A 20510-nucleotide genomic window follows, 5' to 3' on the forward strand; every position below is an offset into this window, starting at 1 on the left:
CATGACCGACACCGCACTTCACCCCGGATCGGCATTCGTCGGTCATGAGGATCACCACCACGCGCATCATGACGCCGATCACAAGCCCGGCTTCTTCGCGCGCTGGTTCCTGTCGACCAACCACAAGGATATCGGCACCCTCTATCTGATCTTCGCGATCGTGGCGGGGATCATCGGCGGCGCGATCTCCGGCCTGATGCGGGCCGAGCTGCGCGAGCCGGGCATCCAGTATCTGGGGATCTGGGCCGGGATGCTGCATGGCGGGGCGCAGAGCCTCGACCAGTCGCTGCACCTGTGGAACGTGCTCATCACCGCGCATGGCCTGATCATGGTGTTCTTCATGGTCATGCCCGCGATGATCGGCGGGTTCGGCAACTGGTTCGTGCCGATCATGATCGGTGCGCCGGACATGGCGTTCCCGCGCATGAACAACGTGTCCTTCTGGCTGCTGATCCCGGCCTTCACCCTGCTGCTCGCCTCGCCCTTCTTCGGGTCGGGCGCGGGCGTGGGCTGGACCGCCTATGCCCCGCTATCGACCTTCGGCGAGCCGGGTCCATCGGTGGACATGGCGATCCTGGCGCTTCATCTGGCGGGCGCCTCGTCGATCCTGGGCGCGATCAACTTCATCACCACCATCTTCAACATGCGTGCGCCGGGCATGACGCTGCACAAGATGCCGCTGTTCGTCTGGTCGGTGCTGGTCACCGCCTTCCTGCTGCTGCTGTCGCTGCCGGTGCTGGCCGCCGCGATCACCATGTTGCTGACCGATCGCAATTTCGGCACGACCTTCTTCGATCCCGCCGGGGGCGGCGACCCGATCCTGTACCAGCATCTGTTCTGGTTCTTCGGCCACCCCGAAGTCTACATCATGATCCTGCCGGGCTTCGGCATCGTCAGCCAGATCATCGCGACCTTCAGCCGCAAGCCGGTCTTCGGCTATCTTGGCATGGCGTACGCCATGGTCGCGATCGGCGTGGTCGGCTTCGTCGTGTGGGCGCACCACATGTTCGCCACCGGCCTGTCCGTGAACACGAAGATGTATTTCACCGCCGCGACGATGATCATCGCGGTGCCGACCGGCATCAAGATCTTCTCGTGGATCGCGACCATGTGGGGCGGATCGCTGACCTTCAAGACGCCGATGGTCTGGGCGATCGGCTTCATCTTCATGTTCACCGTCGGCGGCGTAACCGGCGTCGTGCTCGCGAATGGCGGCATCGACGACTATATGCACGACACCTATTATGTCGTGGCGCACTTCCACTACGTCCTGTCGCTGGGCGCGGTGTTCGCGCTGTTCGCGGGCTTCTACTACTGGTTCCCGAAGATGTCGGGGAAGATGTATAACGAGTTCCTCGGCCAGCTGCATTTCTGGGTCTTCTTCATCGGCGTGAACCTGCTGTTCTTCCCGATGCACTTCCTGGGGCTGCAGGGGATGCCGCGTCGGTATCCCGATTACCCGGATGCCTTCGCGCTGTGGAACAAGGTCGCGACGCATGGCTATGAGATCATGGCCGCAGGGATGGCGATCTTCTTCATCAACCTGATCTGGTCGCTGATCGCGGGCAAGCCTGCGGGCGACAATCCCTGGGGCGAAGGCGCGACGACACTGGAATGGACGCTGTCCAGCCCGCCGCCTTACCACCAGTTCGAGACGCTGCCGCGCATCGACTGATTGCCCCCAATCCCTTGATCCGAACAAGGCCTCGAAACAGGATTTCGGGGCCTTTTTCATTACACGTACGTCACGATAGGTCCGGATCGGTCGAATAGCCCCGCTGATGCGACGAGCGGCGGAACCTTTCATATTTTGTTATCCACATTGACACCAAATTGCCCCGGTCGCCCAGCTGGGGCGGTTAGCGGGTACATATCCAATGATGGGGCGGGATACAGGTGCGGCGCCGGTGACGGCGGCCGTGCGCGAGGGTGCGGATGCGCCCGGCATCGGCGCGGATGCGGGCCGTTCGCCAATGAAGACCAGCGGCGCGATGCTGCCCTTGCTGGCGCTGGCGGCGTGTGGCGGCGGGGGCGGGAGCGGCTCCAGCAGCAGCGTTTCCGGCGGCTCGGCGAGCCCCGCCGGCTCGACCACGCCCGTCGTGGTGGTCAGCGCCGCGCCCACCACGACCGAGGCCAGCCGCTTCCTCGCCCAGGCGACGATGGGCGCGACCCGGACCATGATCGATACGGTCGTCTCGCGCGGCTATGACGGCTGGCTGACCGACCAGTTCGCCCTGCCCCGCGCGACCAGCCATTGGGACTGGATGATCGCGGGCGGCTATGACGCCGCCGCCAACCGCAATTCGCTGGCCGGGCTGGACCCGACGCTCTGGCGGCAGATGATCGTCGAGCCGGATCAGCTGCGCCAGCGGATCGGCATGGCGCTGCTCGACATATTGGTGGTCGGCGTCGACGGCGTGACCGATGCCTGGCGTGCGTTCAGCATGGCGGCCTATGTCGACGTGCTGCTCGACAATGCGTTCGGCAATTACCGCGACCTGCTGGGCGCGATCACGACCAATTTCGCGATGGCCAGCTTCCTGACCTTCCTCAACAACCGGAAGGGCAATCCGACGACCGGCGCGCAACCCGACGAGAATTATGCGCGCGAGTTGATGCAGCTGTTCACGCTGGGGCTCTACCAGCTCAACATGGACGGCTCGGCCAAGACCAATGGCGGCCAGCCGATCGAAACCTATAATCAGGCCGATGTGTCGGGGCTGGCCCGCGTCTTCACCGGGCTTGCCCCGGCGACCAGCGACAGCAGCACACCTGCGCGTTACCGGATGCCGCTGGTGATGAATGCCGGGATCAACGAGACCGGCACGGCGAGCTTTCTGGGCACGACGGTCAGCGGCGGCGGCATGGCGGCGATCAAGAGCGCGCTCGACACGATCTTCGCCCACCCCAATCTGCCGCCCTTCGTCTCGCGCCAGCTGATCCAGCGGCTCGTGACCAGCAACCCCTCGCCCGCCTATATCAGCCGCGTCGCCAGCACCTTCACCGACAACGGCCAGGGCGTGCGCGGCGACATGAAGGCGGTGATCCGCACCATCCTGCTCGACAGCGAGGCGCGGACCCTGCCCGCCACCGCCAATGCGGGCAAGCTGCGCGAGCCGGTGCTGCGACTGACCGGCTGGGCGCGCGCCTTCGGGGCGAGTTCCCCCTCCAACGCCTGGGCGATCGGCGACACCTCCAACGCGACCAGCCGGTTGGGGCAGAGCAAGGGCCGCAGCCCCTCGGTCTTCAACTTCTACCGCCCCGGCTACACCCCGCCCGGCACCAGTTTGGCAAGCGGCGGCCTAGTCGCGCCCGAGTTCCAGATCACCAACGAACAGAGCGTCGTCGGCTATGTGAACTTCATGTACGGGCTGATCGCCAACGGTATCGGCGATGTGAAGGCCGATTACACCGCGATCCAGACATTGGCGGCGGACAGCAAGGCGCTGGTCGATGAGGTCAATCTGGTCCTCGCCGCCGGGCAATTGTCGGCCTCGACCGTGACGACGATCCGCAGCGCGGTCGACAGCGTGGCGGCGACCGCCGCGAACGGCCCGATCAACCGGGTCGGCATCGCCATCCTGCTGACCATGGCCTCCCCCGAATATCTGAACCTGCGGTGACGAGCATGATGCAAGACCAATCCAGACGCGCCTTCCTGAAGCGCAGCGCACTGCTCGGCCTGGCCGGGACCGCCACCCCCTTCGTCTCCAGCCTGGCCGCGATCGGCGAGGCGGCGGCGGCCACCGCGTCCGATTACAAGGCGCTGGTCTGCGTGTTCCTCTATGGCGGGAACGACTATGCCAACACGCTGGTCCCCTATGACGAGACGAGCTTTGCCGCCTATCGCGCGGCGCGGGCCAATATCGGCTATCAGCGCGATGCGCTGGCCGCCAGCGTCCTGAACCCCGCCGTCGCGTTGGCCGGAGGGCGCAGCTATGCGCTGTCGCCCGCCATGCCGGAAATGGGCCAGCTGTTCGCGGCGGGCAGGATGGCGGTCGCGCTGAACGTCGGTACGCTGGTCGAGCCGACGACCAAGACGCAGTACAACAACCGCACCGTCCGGCTGCCGCCCAAGCTGTTCAGCCACAACGACCAGCAGAGCTTCTTCCAGGCGTCCAGCCCCGAAGGCGCGACGAGCGGCTGGGGCGGGCGGATCGGCGACGTGTTCCAGAACGGCAACGGCACCGCCGCGCTGACCTGCATCAACACCAGCGGCAATGCGGTATACCTGACCGGGCGGACCGCGATCCAATATGCGGTCGGCACCGGCGGCCCGGTCGCTCTGCTCAACAACAGCCGCACGCTCTATGGCTCATCCTCCGCGCTCGACACGCTGCGCAGCCTGATGACGACCGAATCGAGCTTTGCGATGGCGAGCGAACATGCGCGCATCTCCAAGCGCGCCTTCGACGTGCAGGCGCAGCTCAGCAGCGCGCTGGCGGGCGCTCCGGCGGCCAATTTCCCGCTTTTCCCGTCGAACAACAATCTGGCCGACCAGCTCAAGATGGTCGCGCGGATGATTGCAGTCAGCCAGACGCTGGGGCTGAAGCGGCAGGTCTTCTTCGTGTCGATGGGCGGGTTCGACCTGCACGACAATCTGGTCGCGCAGCATCCGGGGCTGTTGTCCAAGGTGTCGGCGGCGATGAAGGCCTTTTACGACACCACCAATGCGCTGGGCGTCGCCAATCAGGTGACGAGCTTCACCGCGTCGGACTTCGGCCGGACGCTCCAGTCGAACGACGACGGCTCCGACCATGGCTGGGGCGGCATGCACTTCATCGTCGGCGGCGCGGTGCACGGACAGCGTTTCTATGGCAAGGCCCCGGCGGTGGGTAACGGCACCGGCGACGATGTCGGCCAAGGCCGGTTGCTCCCCACCATGTCGGTCGACCAATATGCCGCGACGCTGGCCAGCTGGTTCGGCATCGACTCGAGCGGCCTGCGCACCGTGCTGCCCAATATCGGCAATTACGATGCGTCGACCTGGAATCAGGGGTTCCTGGGATAAGTTCAGCCGCTAGTGACAATATAACATATTGATTTGAAGCAATTCTCCGATCAGCGCCGATCGGAAAACTTAACCCTCTGCTCGTCTGGCACCGAACCGCGCGGCCCCCATATGGGCGGCCGCGTTCGTTCGTTCGCGTCACAGATTTCCAGAGGAGCTTCCATGCCCACTCCCGCCAAGGGTTATGCCGCCCAGTCGGCCGAAACCCCGCTCGCCCCCTTCTCCTTCGAGCGTCGCGACCCGCAGGGCGACGATGTCGCGATCGACATCCTTTATTGCGGCGTCTGCCATTCCGACCTGCACACCGCACGCGGCGAGTGGGCGGGCACCCAATATCCGTGCGTGCCGGGGCATGAGATCGTCGGCCGAGTGACCGCCGTCGGCGGCGACGTGACCAAGTACCAGGTCGGCGATCTGGTCGGCGTCGGCTGCATGGTCGACAGCTGCGGCCACTGCCCGTCCTGCCATGACGGCGAAGAGCAATATTGCGAGACGACCGGTTTCGTCGGCACCTATAACGGCCCCGACCCCGTGCTGGGCGGCCATACCTTTGGCGGCTATTCCGACCATATCGTGGTCAAGGAAGGCTTCGTCCTGAAGATCAACCATGACGAGGCCGATCTGGCCGCCGTCGCGCCGTTGCTGTGCGCGGGCATCACCACCTATTCGCCGCTGCGCCACTGGAAGGTCGGGCCGGGCCAGAAGGTCGGCATCGTCGGTCTCGGCGGCCTTGGCCATATGGGCGTGAAGATCGCCGCCGCCATGGGGGCCGAAGTCTATGTCTTCTCGACTTCGCCGGGCAAGGCCGAGGATGCCAAGCGACTGGGCGCCAAGGGCCTGATCGTGTCGAAGGACGAAGCGCAGATGGCGGAGCACGCGAACAGCTTCGACTTCATCCTGAACACGGTCGCCGCGCCGCATAACCTGGACGCGTTCCTGATGCTGCTGAAGCGCGACGGCACGATGACCCTGGTCGGCGTCCCCGATTCGCCGCACCCGTCGCCCTCGGTCGGCAACCTGGTCTTCCGCCGCCGTTCGCTGGCGGGCTCGCTGATCGGCGGCATCGCCGAGACGCAGGAGATGCTCGATTTCTGTCATGAGCATGGCCTGACCGCCGATATCGAGATGATCGCGATGGACGAGGTCAACACCGCCTATGACCGGATGCAGAAGAGCGATGTGAAGTATCGCTTCGTGATCGACATGGCGACGTTGAAGCAGGACTGACCTTCATGAGTCTCACGCCCCTCCCGCAGGCGGGAGGGGATGGGGGAGGGAAAGCCACGGGCGTTGGTCTCGGTGAGACATCCCGCCCTCCCCCCGGCCCCCTCCCGCCTGCGGGAGGGGGTGCGTTTGCCGTGAGGATGTGGCGCACCAACCAACCGCTTCGATTGCCCCCCTTCCCCCCAAGCCCTATATGCGGGGCTCCCATGTCCAGCATTCCCTCCTCCGTCTTCGTTCCCGCCGACTGGCGCGACTTCCTGGCGCTCACCAAGCCGCGGGTGATGACGCTGGTGGTATTCACCGGGCTGTGCGGGATGCTGGCCGCGCCCGTGGGCGTCGATCCGGTCATCGGCTTCACCGCCATATTGTGCATCGCGCTGGGCGCGGGCGCGGCGGGAGCACTCAATCAATGGTATGAGGCGGACCTCGACGCGCTGATGAAGCGCACCGCCAAGCGGCCGCTGCCCGCCGGGCGCATGACCCGCGAATCGGCGCTGCATTTCGGCGTAGGGCTCGCCTGTTTCTCGGTCTTGCTGATGGGGCTGGCGGTCAATTATGTCGCCGCCGGCATCCTGACCGTCTCGATCCTGTTCTATGTGCTGGTCTATACCGTCTGGCTGAAGCGGCGGACGCCGCAGAATATCGTCATCGGCGGCGCGGCGGGCGCGTTTCCGCCGCTGATCGGCTGGGCCGCCGCGACGGGTGAGGTCGCGCTCCTCCCCTTCCTGCTGTTCAGCCTGGTCTTTCTGTGGACGCCGCCGCATTTCTGGGCGCTGGCCCTTTTCGTGAAGACCGATTACGCCAATGCGGGCGTGCCGATGCTCCCCGTGGTCGCGGGCGAGCGGGTGACGCGCGCGCAGATCGGACTCTACACCATCCCGATGGCGATCGCCGCCGTCGCGCCCTGGCCGCTGGGGCTGACGGGTCCGATCTATGGTGTGATCGCGACCGCCGGGACCGCGCTGTTCGCCGCCTATGCCGCGATCGTCGCCTTCCGGCATACCCAGCCCGAGGACACGATGAAGCCGGAAAAGCGGCTGTTCAAATATTCGATACTCTATCTTTTCCTTCTCTTTGGCGCGCTGGTGGTGGATCGTTGGGCATGACGCCTGACGATTCGAATCGGATTCGCGCCAAGCAACGCGCCCGCGCCACCGCCATGGCGCTGCTGCTCGGCTTTCTGGTGGTGCTGATCTTCTTCATCACCCTGTCGAAAATCCGGTCGGGCATGCACTGATGCGACTGACGCGCCAGGGTCGGACGGTTGCGCTGGCGATCTTCGGCGTGGTGTTCATGACCGGCCTCGCCTTTGCCAGCGTTCCGCTCTACCGCATGTTCTGCCAGGTGACGGGTTATCAGGGCACGACCCAGCGTGGGAACGCCGCGCCGGGCAGCGTCCACCGCCAGATCACCGTCAATTTCGACGCCAACGTCTCCTCGCGGCTCGCCTGGACCTTCAAGCCCGAGAATCCGCACGAAACCGTCGATATCGGCGCGCGCGACATGGTGTTCTTCACCGCCACCAACAACGCGAAGGTGCCGGTGACGGGGACCGCGACGTTCAACGTCACCCCCGATCAGGCGGGCCGCTACTTCACCAAGATTCAGTGCTTCTGCTTCACCCAGCAGACGCTCAAACCCGGCGAGACGGCGCGGATGCCGGTGATCTTCTTCATCGACCCGAAGATCCTGAATGACCCCGACGCGCGCGACATCGAGACCATCACCCTGTCCTACACATTTTACCCGGTGGATTCGGCGAAGAAAGCGGGTTAGCCTGTCCCCAAAATAGCAAAAACATAGGGACGGGATCATGGCTGGCGCGAAGAACCACGACTATCATATCCTGCCGCCGAGCCCCTGGCCGCTGGCCAGTTCGATGTCGGCGCTGCTCATGGCCTCCGGTGCGATCATGTGGATGCACAGCGTGCAGGGCGGCGGCTGGGCGTTCCTGGCGGGCCTGGCGGCGGTGCTGTTCTGCATGGGCAGCTGGTGGGCGGACGTGGTGCGCGAGGCGCATCATGGCGACCATACCCCCGTCGTCCAACTGCATTTCCGATACGGCATGATCCTGTTCATCGCATCGGAAGTGATGTTCTTCGTCGGCTGGTTCTGGGCCTTTTTCGACTTCGCGCTCTTCCCGACCGCGATGAGCTTCGTCGACGGACAGGTCGAGCGCGCGACCGAGGGCGCCGCCGCCATCGCCGCGACCTGGCCGCCCAAGGGGCTGGAGGTGATCGATGCCTTCAAGCTGCCGCTTCTCAACACGCTGATCCTGCTGACCAGCGGCACCACCGTCACCTGGGCGCACCATGCGCTGATCCACAACCAGCGCGGCGGCGAGAAGCGCGGCCTGTGGGGTGCGCTGGGCGTGGGCGACCGCGACGGCGTGCTCAAGGGCCTGTGGCTGACCGTGATCCTGGGCCTGATCTTCAGCGCGATCCAGGCCTATGAATACATGCACGCGCCCTTCCCGTTCAAGGGCATCAACTATGGCGCGGCCTTCTTCATGGCGACCGGCTTCCATGGTTTCCACGTCATCGTCGGCACCATCTTCCTGATCGTCTGCCTGATCCGCGCCTATCGCGGCGACTTCACGCCCCGCCAGCATTTCGGGTTCGAGGCGGCGGCCTGGTACTGGCATTTCGTCGACGTGGTGTGGCTGTTCCTGTTCGTCACCATCTATGTCTGGGGTGGCTGGGGCGCGCCGGTTCATAGTGGCTGAGTTTACGCCTCCGACCATCGCGCAGGCGGCATTTCAGGGGCTGTGTCCGCGTTGCGGCCAGCCCCATTTGTTTGCAGGGCCGGTCTTTTCGACCAAGGTGACCACCTTTGCCGATACTTGCGCCGCGTGCGGGCTGGACTTCACCCGCTTCAATGTCGGCGATGGCCCGGCCGCGTTCCTGACGCTGATCCTGGGCACGATCATCACCATCGCGGCGATCACCGTCGAGCTGACCCTGCATCCGCCGCTGTGGCTGCAAATGGCGATCTGGCTGCCGCTGACCGCGATCGGCGTGGTCTACAGCTTGCGCATTGCCAAGGGGGCGCTGATGGCGGCCGAATATCGTAACGAGGCGCGCGAAGGCGCCGTGGTTCGCCCCGACGAGGACGCGGACGACGCATGAAGCGTCTGCCGATCCTTCCCACGCTGGTCGTCGGTCTCGCGGTCGCGGCGATGGTCGCGCTCGGCCTGTGGCAGTTGCTCGATCGCCTGCCGGAAAAGGAAGCGTATCTGGCGCAGCTCGCCGCCAATCCGGCACGTCCCGTCATCGCCTTTCCGCTGACCCCCGACGAAAGCCTGCTCTTCCGCCGCACGGTCGCCGATTGCCGCCCGCCCGTGACCATCCGCCGCGCCGGCGCGGGGGCGGCGGGGTTCCGGCTGATCGCCACTTGTTCGGTCCCGCACGGGTCGTTGCAGGTGCAGCTGGGCACGACGCATGATCCGCGTGCCGAAATCGCATGGCCGGGCGGGCGCGTGACCGGCTATGTCGCCCATGCCCCGGACGGCCGCTCGCTGATCCAGTCGGCTTTCGATCACCGGCCGCAGGCGATGCTGCTGGTCGCCGACACGCCCGTCGCGGGCCTTGCGGCGAACCCGCGACCCGACATTGATTCCGTGCCCAACAACCATCTCGCCTATGCGGTGCAATGGTTCCTGTTCGCCGCCATCGCCGCAATTATCTATGTTTTGGCGGTCATCCGGCGCAATCGAATGGTTGTGGTACGCAACGCACCCCGTTAAGCCGCAGCGCATCATGCGCTATCTCAGTACCCGTGGCTCCGCCCCCGTCCTCGATTTCCGGGGTGCGACCCTGGCCGGTCTCGCCAGCGATGGCGGGCTCTACGTGCCCGAGACCTGGCCGACCCTGACTCGCGAAGAGATCGAGGGGCTGGCAGGCCTGTCCTATGCGCAGACCGCCGCGAGGATCATGGCGCCGTTCGTCGGCGACAGCCTGACCGCAGAGGAACTCCAGACTCTGTGCGACGCCGCCTATGGCCGTTTTTCGCATGCCGCCGTCACACCTTTGGTCCAGCTCGACCATGACCACTGGCTGCTGGAGCTGTTCCACGGCCCCACGCTGGCGTTCAAGGACGTCGCGCTCCAGATGCTCGGCCTGTTGTTCGAGCGGTTCCTGCGCGGCACCGACACGCGGCTGACCATCGTCGGCGCGACCAGCGGCGACACCGGATCGGCCGCGATCGATGCGGTGGCGGGGCGTGCCAATATCGACATCTTCATGCTGCACCCGGCGGGCCGTGTGACCGAGATCCAGCGCCGCCAGATGACGACGGTGCTCGCCCCCAACGTCCACAACATCGCGATCGAGGGCAATTTCGACGACGCGCAAGGACTGGTGAAGGCGATGTTCAACGACCGTGCCTTTGCCGACCGCCACACCCTGTCGGCGGTCAATTCGATCAACTGGGCGCGGTTGATGGCGCAGGTCGTCTATTATTTCTACGCCGCCGTCCGGCTGGGCGCGCCGGGCAAGCGCATCGCCTTCTCGGTGCCGACGGGCAATTTCGGCGATGTGTTCGCGGGCTATGTCGCGGCACGCATGGGCCTGCCCATCGCGCGGCTGATCGTCGCGACCAACGTCAACGACATCCTCCACCGCGCGCTGTCCTTGGGCGACTATTCCAAGGGGCAGGTTCAGGCCACCGCCACCCCCTCGATGGACATCCAGGTCAGCTCGAATTTCGAGCGGCTGCTGTTCGACGCCAATGGCCGCGACGGTGCCGCGCTGGCCGCGCAGATGAAGAGCTTTGAAGGTACGGGCGCGATGCGGCTGACCAATGCGCAGAGCCAGAATATCGCCCCACTCTTCACCAGCGCGCGCGTGGACGCCGATGACATGAGCCGCGCGATGCGCTGGGCGGCGGACGAGGCCGGGCAGATCCTCGACCCGCATACCGGCATCGCGCTCTCGGCTGCGCGCGCCAGCGGGCTAGACGTGCCGGTGGTGACGCTGGCCACCGCGCACCCGGCCAAGTTCACCGATGCGGTCGAGCGCGCGACCGGCAGCCGCCCCGCGCTGCCCCGCCGCGTCGGCGACCTGTTCGAGCGTGAGGAACGCTATACCACCCTGCCCGCCACCTTCGACGCGGTGACGGCCTTTATCGACGGGCATGGTTTGCGCTAACGCACTCCCATGAAACTCGAAACGATGATCGGCGAGCCCTGGGCGGATTACGGGCTGGTCGACTCCGGCCATGGCCGCAAGCTGGAACGTTATGGCCGGTTCCGCTTCATCCGCCCCGAACCGCAGGCGATGTGGGCCCCCGCGACCACCGACTGGCGCGCGGCGGCCGAGTTCGTGCCCGGATCGGACGAGGATGGCGGCGGCCGCTGGAACTTCAACGAGCCGGTCCCGCGCGACGGCTGGCCGCTCAAGTGGAACGAGGTTCGCTTCACCGCGCAGAACACGCCGTTCCGCCATCTGGGCTTCTTCCCCGACATGGCGCCGGTGTGGAGCTGGATGCGCGAGCAGGTCGACGGGATGGCCGAGCCCGAATGCATGAACCTGTTCGGCTATACCGGCGTCGGCACGCTGGCGATGGCGAGCGCGGGCGCCAAGATGGTCCATGTCGACGCGTCCAAGAAATCGGTCGAGGCGGCGCGTGGCAATGCGATGCTGTCGGGTCTGGGCGATGCGCCGGTCCGCTGGATCATCGACGACGCCGCCAAGTTCGTCGCGCGCGAGGTGCGGCGCGGACGGCGCTATGACGGCATCCTGCTCGACCCGCCGAAGTACGGACGCGGGCCGGAGGGCGAGGTCTGGCGGCTGGAGGAAGACTTGCCGGGTCTGATCGCCAATTGCCGCCAGCTGCTGGATGCCGACTCGCGCTTCCTGTTCCTGACGGTGTACGCGGTGCGCATGTCGGCGATGGCGATCGGTGAGATGATGCGCCAGGTGATGGCCGATCTTCCCGGCAAGGTGGAATGCGGCGAACTCGGCGTGCGCGAGGAAGCGCGAGGGCTGACGCTGCCGACCGCCATCTGGGCGCGGTGGAGCCGGTAAGCCATTCCCCTCACCTCCGTTCGTGCTGAGCGAAGTCGAAGCACACGCCCCGCCGCTATGATCTGGCGTGGCCTTCGACTTCGCTCAGGCTGAACGGGGGTTGGGTAGGTCGATCAACGCCACCTCATAGGTCGCCACCGCCCCGCCCGCCTCGAACCGTTTCGCAATCCGCCGCATCGCGCCCGGCGGAATCGGGCGATGCCCATCGCGCGGCGTCCCAGCCCCGATCGCCCGCAGCGCACGCATGAAGTCCGCCGCCGAGTCGTGCCGCTGCACGAAACTCCGCGTCTCGACCGGCCAGCCCAGCGCCTCGACCGGCGGATAGACCGGACTCCCCGCCACAAACCCTTCCGCCCGATGCGCCTCATGCCACGCCGCGAACGTCCCCCGAACCAGCGTCGTCACCAGCATCCGCCCGCCCGGCGCGAGCCACCCGGCCAGCCGTCGCAGGCCCGCGTCCAGATCGCCGAACCACTGCACCGCCAAACTGCTGACGATCAGGTCGAACGGCGACTCGCCCGGCAGATCGGGAAACTCACCATCCATCACCCGCCCGCGCACGGCCGGATGTGCCGCCATCCCGCGCGCGAGCATGGCGGGCGCGATGTCGGTCATCAGCCAGTCGGGACATACCAATCGCGGCAGCGTTGCGCCGGTCAGAAAGCCCGTCCCGCACCCCACCTCCAGCACGCGCGGAGCGGGCGGCGCGACCGCGACGATCCGCTCCGCCAGCCAGTCGGCGACCTGCCGCTGCACGACGGCATGCGCGTCATAGGCCGCCGCCGCGTCAAAGGCCCGCGCAATCCGCGCCGCTTCGGCCATGGCGTCAGTCCCGCACCGACCGGATCGCCGCCGCCGCGATCCAGGGCGCGCCCGCGACCAGCATCAGCGAAACTGCCGCGAGCAGCTTGAGCGCCCCCATGTCGCCGCTCCCCGCCCCGAAGATCAGCAGCGGCAGCGCGAGCGGCAGCAGCAGCAGCCCGGCCAGCCCTCCCGCGCCGCGCAGGCCTGCGGTCAGTGCCCCCGTCGCCACCGCCAGCGCGGCCAGCCCCGGCGTACCGAGCAGCAACCCCGCCTCGACCCGGACCAGCGCCGCCGCGTCCAGCCCGAACAACCCGGCCGCGACCAGCGCCGCCAGCATCAGCGGCGGCGCAAAGGCCAGCCAGTGCGCGGCGATCCGCAACGCCATGACCAGCGGCAGCGAGAGGCCGTGCACGCGAATCTGGTCGAACCACCCCGATTCGACATCGGGCGCGACCAGCCGCTCGACCGGCAACAGCGCGGCCAGCAGCGCCGCGACCCAGATCGCGCCCGCACCGACACGCATCAAAACCGCCCGATCCGGGCCGATGGCGAAGGGAAACAGCACCACCGCCAACAGGAAAAACCCGCAGACCAGCCCCGCCCCGCCCCCTGCATAGCCGCGTCGTACGTCGCGCGCGATCAGGGTCAGCGCAACGCTCATGCCGTCACGAATCGCTCGAGCGCCAGCATCCGCACGTCGGCCAGCCCCAGCGGCTGATGCGTGGTCAGTAGCACCGCGCCGCCCTCTGCACGGTGATGCGCGATCACCCGCTCCAGCATCGCGACGCCTTCGGTATCAAGCCCGTTGCCCGGCTCATCAAGCAGCCAGAGCGGGGCCTGAGACGCCAGCACGCGCGCCAGCCCCGCGCGCCGCCGCTGCCCGGTCGATAGCAGCCGCACCGGCACCTCGGCCAGCTTGCCCAGCCCCACCGTCTCCAGCGCCGCCGCGACCCGTTCCTCCGAAGCCCTCCCGTCGAGCCGCGCCCAGAAGGACAGCGCCTCGCCCAGCCGCCGCTCGGTGTCGAGCGCCAAGTCCTCGGTCATCAAAGCGATACGCCCCGAGCGGGTGACGCTGCCCTCGAACGGTGCGATCAGCCCGACGGCGAGGCGGAGCAGGCTGGACTTGCCGATGCCGTTGGGACCGGTGACGACCACCGCCTCGCCCGCTGCGAGCGACAGCGAAACTCGCGCGAACAACAGCCGCCCGCCCCGTGCGCAGGCGACGTCGGACAGGCTCAGGATCACGCGACCGCGTCTTCCAGCGCGTGCATATCCGCATCGGACAGGCCGAAATGATGCCCGATCTCATGGATCGTCACATGCACGACCAGATCGTCGAGCCGCACCCCCGTCTCGATCCACTCGTCCAGGATCGCCCGGCGATAGAGGTGGATGCGGTCGGGCAGGCTGCCGGAATCCATCGCGCTTTTCTCGCCCACCGGCCGCCCGTGGTACAGGCCCGTCAGGTCGAGCGGATGGTCGAGGCCCAACGCCGCCAGCGTCTCGTCATCGGCATATTCCTCGACGATCAGGACGACATCGCCCAGATGCGCGGTGAATTCGGCGGGCAGGCGCGCGATCGCATCCCGCGCGATCCGCTCGATCACCTCGGGGCCGGGTGCTTCACCAATCGCGTCTTGCCCGCTCATGGCCGTCGTCTTACCGCTGTGCCGGTCAAAAGAACAAGAGAAGCAAGGGGACGATCATGGTGGAGCGGCTGAGCGAGCTGGACCGGGACGAAGCGCTGGACGGCCTGCCCGACTGGGATTGGGACGAGGCGCGCGACGCGATCAGCCGCCGTTTCGTCTTCGCCGACTTCAACGAGGCGTTCGGCTTCATGACCCGTGTCGCGCTCCTGGCGGAAAAGGCGGATCATCATCCCGAATGGTCGAACGTGTGGAACCGGGTCGACATCGTGCTGACCACCCATGACGCGGGCGGCCTGTCGGCGCGCGACATCGACATGGCCGAAGCGATCGACGCGCTGGTGGGTTAAATTCATTCCTCCCCAAGCTGGGCTTGGGGAGGGGAACCATCGCGCCAGCGATGGTGGAGGGGCGGGACGGATAGGGCCATGCCCCTCCACCACGCCCTGCGGGCGCGGTCCCCCTCCCCCATCAGAGATGAGGGAGGATTGTAATTACCCCACCGTCTGCTCGATCGCGCCGAAGATCGGGTGGTGGCGGTCGTCCTCCATCCAGATGCGGACCGTGTCGCCCTTCTTCAGGAACGGCGTGACCGGCTCGCCGCCACGGATCGTCTCGATCATGCGCAACTCGGCCAGGCAGCTATAGCCGACGCCGCCCTCGGCGACCGGCTTGCCCGGCCCGCCGTCCGCATCGCGGTTGGACACGGTGCCCGACCCGATGATCGTCCCCGCGCCCAGCGCGCGGGTCTTGGCGGCGTGCGCAATCAAGGTCCCGAAGTCGAAGGTCATGTCCTGCCCGGCATCGGCCCGGCCGAAGGGCTGGCCGTTCAGATCGACCTTCAGGACGCGGTGCAGCTTGCCGTCCTGCCACCAGTCGCCCAGCGATTCGAGCGTGACGAAGACGGGGGAGAAGGCCGAGGCGGGCTTGGACTGGAAGAAGCCGAAGCCCTTGGCCAGCTCGCCGGGGATCAATCTGCGCAACGACACGTCGTTGGTCAGCCCGACCAGCCGGATCGCCGCGAGCGCCTGTTCGCGACTCGCCCCCATGGGTACGTCGCCGGTAACGACGACCACCTCGCCCTCCAGATCGCAGCCCCAGCTTTCATCGGCCAGCGGAATGGCGTCGCGCGGTCCCAGAAACCCGTCCGATCCGCCCTGATACATCAACGGATCGTGCCAGAAGCTCTCGGGCAGTTCCGCGCCGCGCGCCTGCCGCACCAGCGCGACGTGATTCACGTAAGCGGAACCGTCCGCCCATTGATAGGCGCGCGGCAGCGGCGAGGCGGCGTCATGCTCGTGGAAACGCGCGCGCGGGATCGCCTCATGGTCGAGATCGGTCGCCAGATTGGCGAGCGCGGGCGCATGCCGCTCCCAATCGTCGAGCGCGCCCTGCAGCGTCGGCACGATATGCCCCGCATCCGCATACCAGGCGAGATCGCTCGACACGACGACCAGCTTGCCGTCGCGACCGTTCTTGAGACTGGCGAGTTTCATGCAGGACTCCTCTTCGCTAACTGGTATCGGATGTAACCATCCGTCCGCGCTTGTCACGCATTAGGGTGGTGATCCTGCCCGAAACTTGACTTTTGGCAATGGCCAGCGCACATGCCCGCCCGTCGAGGCGTCCACTCGCAGCGTGAACGGACCATCTGGTCCCGGCTCCGCCCCGACCCTGTCTTCAGGCTTCCCTTGTCACGCGGGGTGTCATCAACCCCGGCCCGCGCTTGCGGCCTGTCGTGACTCGCGCGCCATGTCAGAAAGTTATTCCATGTCCTTTTCCGAACTCGGCCTCGCCGAGCCGCTCGTCCGTGCGCTCGAAGCCAAGGGCTATTCCGAACCCACCCCCATTCAGCGCGATTCGATTCCGACGCTGCTGGAAGGCCGCGACCTGCTCGGCATCGCGCAGACTGGCACCGGCAAGACGGCCGCCTTCGTCCTCCCCTCGATCCAGCGTCTGGTCGAGGCGAACAAACGCGTCCTGCCGACCCATTGCCGGATGCTCGTGCTCGCCCCCACCCGCGAGCTGGCCAGCCAAATCGCGGAGAATGCGAAGGGCTATGCCAAGTTTTCCAAGCTGGCGGTCGCGACCGTCTTCGGCGGCACCAGCCTGAACAAGAACCGGCAGGACCTGTCGCGCGGCGTCGACATCCTCGTCGCCACGCCGGGCCGTCTGATCGATCTGGTCGAGCAGGGCTTCCTGAACCTGTCGATGATCGAGATCCTGGTGCTCGACGAAGCCGACCAGATGCTCGACCTGGGCTTCATCCACGCGCTGCGCCGCATCGTGAAGATGATCCCGCGCAAGCGCCAGACCCTGTTCTTCTCGGCCACCATGCCCGCCGCGATCCGCGACCTGGCCGACAAGTTCCTCGACAACCCCGCGACCGTCTCGGTCACGCCGGTGTCGACCACCGCCGAACGCGTCGAGCAGTCGGTGACCTTCGTCACGCAACAGGAAAAGCAGGCGCTGCTGACCATCCTGCTTGCCGATCCCGCGATCGAGCTGGCGCTGGTCTTCACCCGCACCAAGCATGGCGCCGACCGCGTCGTGAAGCTGCTGGCCGGCAACGGCATCGCCGCCAACGCGATCCACGGCAACAAGAGCCAGGGCCAGCGCGAGCGCGCGCTGGGCGAGTTCCGCTCAGGCCAGACCCGCGTGCTGGTGGCGACCGACATCGCCGCGCGCGGCATCGACATTCCGGGCGTCAGCCACGTCTTCAACTTCGAGCTGCCCAACGTCGCCGAGCAATATGTCCACCGCATCGGCCGCACGGCGCGCGCGGGCCGCTCGGGCCTGGCCATCGCCTTCTGCGCCGAGGATGAGCGTCCGTATCTGAAGGATATCGAGAAGCTGACCCGGCAGAAGATCACGGTCGTGCCGCTTCCGGCGGACTTCGTGAAGCGCGCCGAGACGATCAAGTCGCAGCGGGTGAAGGCGATCGGGGCCGACCCCGCCCCGCGCGTCGACCGTCCGCGTGACCCGGCCCGTCCGCGCGCCACGCATCACCCGCGCGCGACCGACAGCCGTGCACCGCAGGGTCGCCAGCCGCGTCGTCGTGGCGGCGGCGGTGGTGGCGCCGGTGGTCCGGGTGGCGGCGGTCGCGGTCGCGGCGGTCGTCCCGGCGGCGGTGCCGGTCGCGGCGCGCAGGGCTGACCCGCTTCGTAGCTATTCTTAAGCCCCTCCCGTAAACGAGTTTCAGGTCGGTCATGCCCCGGCATGACCTAAACGAGGCAGGGCATCGTTTACCTGAAGCTGGGTTTGGGGAGGGCACGGAGTCTCACCGAGGCCATCGCCTGCGGCATACCCTCCCCCATCCCCTCCCGCTTGCGGGAGGGGCGTGCCCAGCCGCAGACGCTGGCACCATTCTCCCCTCTCCCGCGTTGAGCGCGTAACGACACGCGCATCAGGAGAGGTTGCCATGGATATTGCCCACACCCCCGCCGCCGAACGCATCGCGCGCGTGCTGTGCGGCCAGCGGCTGAGCGCCAATGCCAAAGGCGACTCCGAATCCGCCGCCAAGCTGGTCGACGCCCATTGGCGCGATCACATGTCCGACGCGCTGGCGGTGCTGCGGACGCTGCGCGAACCCGATCAGGCCATGGCCGATGCGGGCGATCCCGCCATCTGGGAAAAGATGGTGCTGGTCGCGGTCGAAGCCGCCAAGCCGCCCAAGGTCACGCTGTAAATCCTCCCCGGTACGGGGAGGGGGACCATGCGAAGCATGGTGGAGGGGGATCACCCCAAGGGATGACCTTTGTGGAAGCCCCCCTCCGTCAGGCCTTCGGCCTGCCACCTCCCCGTACCGGGGAGGAGCTTACACCGTCACCTGCTCGCCCAGCTCCAGCACCTTGCCCGGCGGAATCCGCAGGAACTCGGTCGGGTCGCTGGCATTGCGCTGCAGGAACATGAACAGCCGGTCCTGCCAGAGCGGCATACCCTTCTCCGCCTCGGGCTTCAGGGTGTTGCGGCCGATGAAATAGCTGGTCTTCATCGGGTCCAGCCCGGCGGGCTTGCTCTCGACACCCAGATCGCGCGGCAGGTCGCGCGGCACGTCCGGCGACTCCATGAAGCCATAGGTCAGCGTGACGGTGGCGAAATTGTCGTCCAGCCGCTCGACATGCGCGCGGCGCTCCTGGGACACGTAGGGCCGGTCGGCGGTGCGGATCGTCATCACCAGATTCTGCGCGTGCAGGATCTTGTTGTGCTTCAGATTGTGGAGCAGCGCGCCTGGTGCCGAGGCCGGATTGGCGGTCAGGAACACCGCCGTCCCCGGCACCCGCTCGGGCGGACGCTTGGCGAGCGCGGCGGCCAGATCGGCGAGCGGGATGGCCTGCCGCTTCTCGAAGGCCGACACGATCCCGCGCCCGCGCACCCAGGTATAGATGATAAGGCCGACGCCCGCCCCGACCAGCAGCGGCACCCAGCCCCCCTCGATCACGCGCAGGATATTGGCGCCAAAGAAGACGAGATCGAGCGTCAGGAAGGGCAGGATCGCCGCCGCCGCCAAGGCCCGCGACCAGCCCCAGCGGTGCCGCACGACCAGATAGGCGAGGCAGGTCGTCACCACCATCGTCCCCGTCACCGCGATGCCATAGGCGGCGGCCATGGCCGAGGATGTCTTGAACTGGATGACCAGCACCAGCACCCCGAACAGCAACAACCAGTTGATCGCGGGCAGATAGATCTGCCCTTGGAAATCGGCCGAGGTCTGGCGCACCCGCAGCCGGGGCAGGAAACCGAGCTGGATCGCCTGCTGGGTCAGCGAGAAGGCACCGGTGATGACCGCCTGCGCCGCGATGACCGTCGCCAGCCCCGCCAGCACGATCAGCGCCGGGCGAAGCGGTTCGGGCGCCATCAGGAAGAACCAGTCCTGATTGGTGAAGGGCTGGCCGCTCGCCGCCGCCTGTTCGAGCGCGGACAGCGCAAAGGCCCCCTGCCCCAGATAGTTGAGCGCCAGCGCGGGCAGGACCAGCGAAAACCAGCCAATGCGGATCGGCAAACGCCCGAAATGCCCCATATCGGCGGTCAGCGCCTCGGCCCCCGTGACGGTCAGGAACACCGCGCCCAGCACGAACAGCCCGACGACGCCGTGGCTGGCGAGGAAGCCGACGCCATATCCCGGCCACACGACCCGCGCGATCGAGGGTTCGTCGGCAATATGCCAGATGCCCAGCCCCCCGATGACGAGGAACCAGAGGATACAGATCGGACCGAACAGCTTCGACACCTGCGCCGTGCCACGCGACTGGATGAAGAACAGCGCGACCAGGATGACGATCGTGCACATCCGGATGACGCTTTCGTCGAAGAACGACGTGGCGGAGGGGATGGTCCGCAACCCCTCCATCGCCGACAGCACCGACAGAGCGGGGGTGATGATCGCATCGCCATAGAAGAGCGACGCCCCCGCCGCGCCCAGCACCAGCGCGATGCGCGAACGCGCCCCCGCCGCCCGGCGGGCCAGCGCGGCGAGCGCCAGCACTCCGCCCTCGCCCTGATTGTCGGCGCGCATCAGGAAGACGACATATTTGATCGTCACGACCAGGATCAGCGACCAGAGCGCGAGGCTGAGCACGCCCAGAATCTCGCTGGGGTCGATGCCGTCGCCCGCCGATTGCGCCAGCGCCTCGCGAAAGGCGTAGAGCGGGCTGGTACCGATATCGCCGAACACCACGCCGATCGCGCCGACGGTCAGTGCCGCCAGCGCGGGGTGGCGATGCACGCCCACGTCGGCCGTTTCGGTCGATGGAGCCGGATGGCCCGTAATCTCGCCCCTCATGTCGGTTGCCGTCCCCG

21 protein-coding genes are annotated in these 20510 nt (G+C 66.9%); 15 read left to right on the plus strand and 6 right to left on the minus strand.

Features of this window, described 5'->3' with window-relative positions; genetic code table 11:
* Position 1: 1 nt before the first annotated feature.
* From ctaD to KV697_RS12070, 12 genes are all read left to right on the plus strand, one after another.
* The gene (ctaD, locus tag KV697_RS12020; RefSeq protein WP_219018393.1) at positions 2-1675 is read left to right on the plus strand and encodes a cytochrome c oxidase subunit I; all 1674 of its coding nucleotides are present in this window, start codon (positions 2-4) and stop codon (positions 1673-1675) included.
* Between the two features lie 202 nt (positions 1676-1877).
* Positions 1878-3623, plus strand: coding sequence for a DUF1800 domain-containing protein (locus KV697_RS12025; protein ID WP_219018394.1), 1746 nt, complete (start codon positions 1878-1880; stop codon positions 3621-3623).
* A 5-nt stretch (positions 3624-3628) separates the two neighbouring features.
* The gene (locus KV697_RS12030; RefSeq protein ID WP_219018395.1) at positions 3629-5011 is read left to right on the plus strand and encodes a DUF1501 domain-containing protein; all 1383 of its coding nucleotides are present in this window, start codon (positions 3629-3631) and stop codon (positions 5009-5011) included.
* Positions 5012-5173: 162 nt separating this feature from the next.
* Positions 5174-6238, plus strand: coding sequence for an NAD(P)-dependent alcohol dehydrogenase (locus KV697_RS12035; RefSeq protein WP_219018396.1), 1065 nt, complete (start codon positions 5174-5176; stop codon positions 6236-6238).
* Positions 6239-6441: 203 nt separating this feature from the next.
* Positions 6442-7341, plus strand: coding sequence for a heme o synthase (locus KV697_RS12040; RefSeq protein ID WP_219018397.1), 900 nt, complete (start codon positions 6442-6444; stop codon positions 7339-7341).
* Positions 7338-7472, plus strand: coding sequence for a hypothetical protein (locus tag KV697_RS20125; RefSeq protein ID WP_257575300.1), 135 nt, complete (start codon positions 7338-7340; stop codon positions 7470-7472). The genes KV697_RS12040 and KV697_RS20125 overlap by 4 nt, the downstream gene beginning before the upstream one ends.
* Positions 7472-8011, plus strand: a complete 540-nt coding sequence (locus tag KV697_RS12045) for a cytochrome c oxidase assembly protein (RefSeq protein ID WP_219018398.1) — start codon at positions 7472-7474, stop codon at positions 8009-8011. The genes KV697_RS20125 and KV697_RS12045 overlap by 1 nt, the downstream gene beginning before the upstream one ends.
* A gap of 37 nt (positions 8012-8048) precedes the next feature.
* A complete protein-coding gene (locus KV697_RS12050) occupies positions 8049-8960 on the plus strand; it encodes a cytochrome c oxidase subunit 3 (RefSeq protein WP_056438638.1) in 912 nt (303 codons plus the stop codon).
* Positions 8920-9363, plus strand: coding sequence for a DUF983 domain-containing protein (locus KV697_RS12055; protein WP_219018399.1), 444 nt, complete (start codon positions 8920-8922; stop codon positions 9361-9363). Before KV697_RS12050 ends, KV697_RS12055 begins: the two co-directional genes overlap by 41 nt.
* Positions 9360-9980, plus strand: a complete 621-nt coding sequence (locus KV697_RS12060) for an SURF1 family cytochrome oxidase biogenesis protein (RefSeq protein WP_219018400.1) — start codon at positions 9360-9362, stop codon at positions 9978-9980. Before KV697_RS12055 ends, KV697_RS12060 begins: the two co-directional genes overlap by 4 nt.
* 13 nt (positions 9981-9993) lie before the next feature.
* Positions 9994-11382, plus strand: coding sequence for a threonine synthase (gene thrC, locus KV697_RS12065; RefSeq protein ID WP_219018401.1), 1389 nt, complete (start codon positions 9994-9996; stop codon positions 11380-11382).
* A gap of 9 nt (positions 11383-11391) precedes the next feature.
* A complete protein-coding gene (locus tag KV697_RS12070) occupies positions 11392-12261 on the plus strand; it encodes a class I SAM-dependent methyltransferase (RefSeq protein WP_184105722.1) in 870 nt (289 codons plus the stop codon).
* An 84-nt stretch (positions 12262-12345) separates the two neighbouring features.
* On the opposite strand, the gene KV697_RS12075 is transcribed toward KV697_RS12070, so the two are convergent.
* Genes KV697_RS12075 through KV697_RS12090 form a run of 4 tightly spaced genes read right to left on the minus strand, consistent with a single transcriptional unit; the run spans position 12346 to position 14714 of the window.
* Positions 12346-13083 (minus strand): methyltransferase, encoded by a 738-nt coding sequence (locus KV697_RS12075; protein ID WP_219018402.1) that lies wholly within the window; start codon positions 13081-13083, stop codon positions 12346-12348.
* A 4-nt stretch (positions 13084-13087) separates the two neighbouring features.
* Positions 13088-13726: a heme exporter protein CcmB gene (locus KV697_RS12080; RefSeq protein ID WP_219018403.1), complete on the minus strand. Its 639-nt coding sequence runs from the start codon at positions 13724-13726 to the stop codon at positions 13088-13090.
* Complete coding sequence (gene ccmA / locus KV697_RS12085) at positions 13723-14310, minus strand: heme ABC exporter ATP-binding protein CcmA (protein ID WP_219018404.1); 588 nt, start codon at positions 14308-14310, stop codon at positions 13723-13725. Before ccmA ends, KV697_RS12080 begins: the two co-directional genes overlap by 4 nt.
* On the minus strand, positions 14307-14714 hold the full coding sequence (locus KV697_RS12090; protein ID WP_219018405.1) for a metallopeptidase family protein: 408 nt from the start codon (positions 14712-14714) through the stop codon (positions 14307-14309). Before KV697_RS12090 ends, ccmA begins: the two co-directional genes overlap by 4 nt.
* Before the next feature lie 56 nt (positions 14715-14770).
* On the opposite strand from KV697_RS12090, the gene KV697_RS12095 reads away from it, so the two are divergent.
* Positions 14771-15061, plus strand: a complete 291-nt coding sequence (locus KV697_RS12095) for a 4a-hydroxytetrahydrobiopterin dehydratase (protein ID WP_257575304.1) — start codon at positions 14771-14773, stop codon at positions 15059-15061.
* A 144-nt stretch (positions 15062-15205) separates the two neighbouring features.
* Here the strand turns inward: KV697_RS12095 and KV697_RS12100 are convergent, their stop codons facing one another.
* Positions 15206-16207, minus strand: coding sequence for a fumarylacetoacetate hydrolase family protein (locus KV697_RS12100; protein WP_219018406.1), 1002 nt, complete (start codon positions 16205-16207; stop codon positions 15206-15208).
* A 274-nt stretch (positions 16208-16481) separates the two neighbouring features.
* Here KV697_RS12100 and KV697_RS12105 point away from each other — a divergent pair, with 274 nt between their 5' ends.
* Positions 16482-17867, plus strand: a complete 1386-nt coding sequence (locus KV697_RS12105; RefSeq protein ID WP_219018407.1) for a DEAD/DEAH box helicase — start codon at positions 16482-16484, stop codon at positions 17865-17867.
* Positions 17868-18132: 265 nt separating this feature from the next.
* The gene (locus KV697_RS12110; RefSeq protein WP_219018408.1) at positions 18133-18399 is read left to right on the plus strand and encodes a hypothetical protein; all 267 of its coding nucleotides are present in this window, start codon (positions 18133-18135) and stop codon (positions 18397-18399) included.
* A 129-nt stretch (positions 18400-18528) separates the two neighbouring features.
* Here the strand turns inward: KV697_RS12110 and KV697_RS12115 are convergent, their stop codons facing one another.
* Positions 18529-20493: a potassium transporter Kup gene (locus KV697_RS12115; protein WP_219021375.1), complete on the minus strand. Its 1965-nt coding sequence runs from the start codon at positions 20491-20493 to the stop codon at positions 18529-18531.
* Between the last annotated feature and the right edge of the window lie 17 nt (positions 20494-20510).

It is taken from the genome of Sphingomonas sanguinis, from assembly GCF_019297835.1.
GTDB lineage: Bacteria > Pseudomonadota > Alphaproteobacteria > Sphingomonadales > Sphingomonadaceae > Sphingomonas > Sphingomonas sanguinis_D.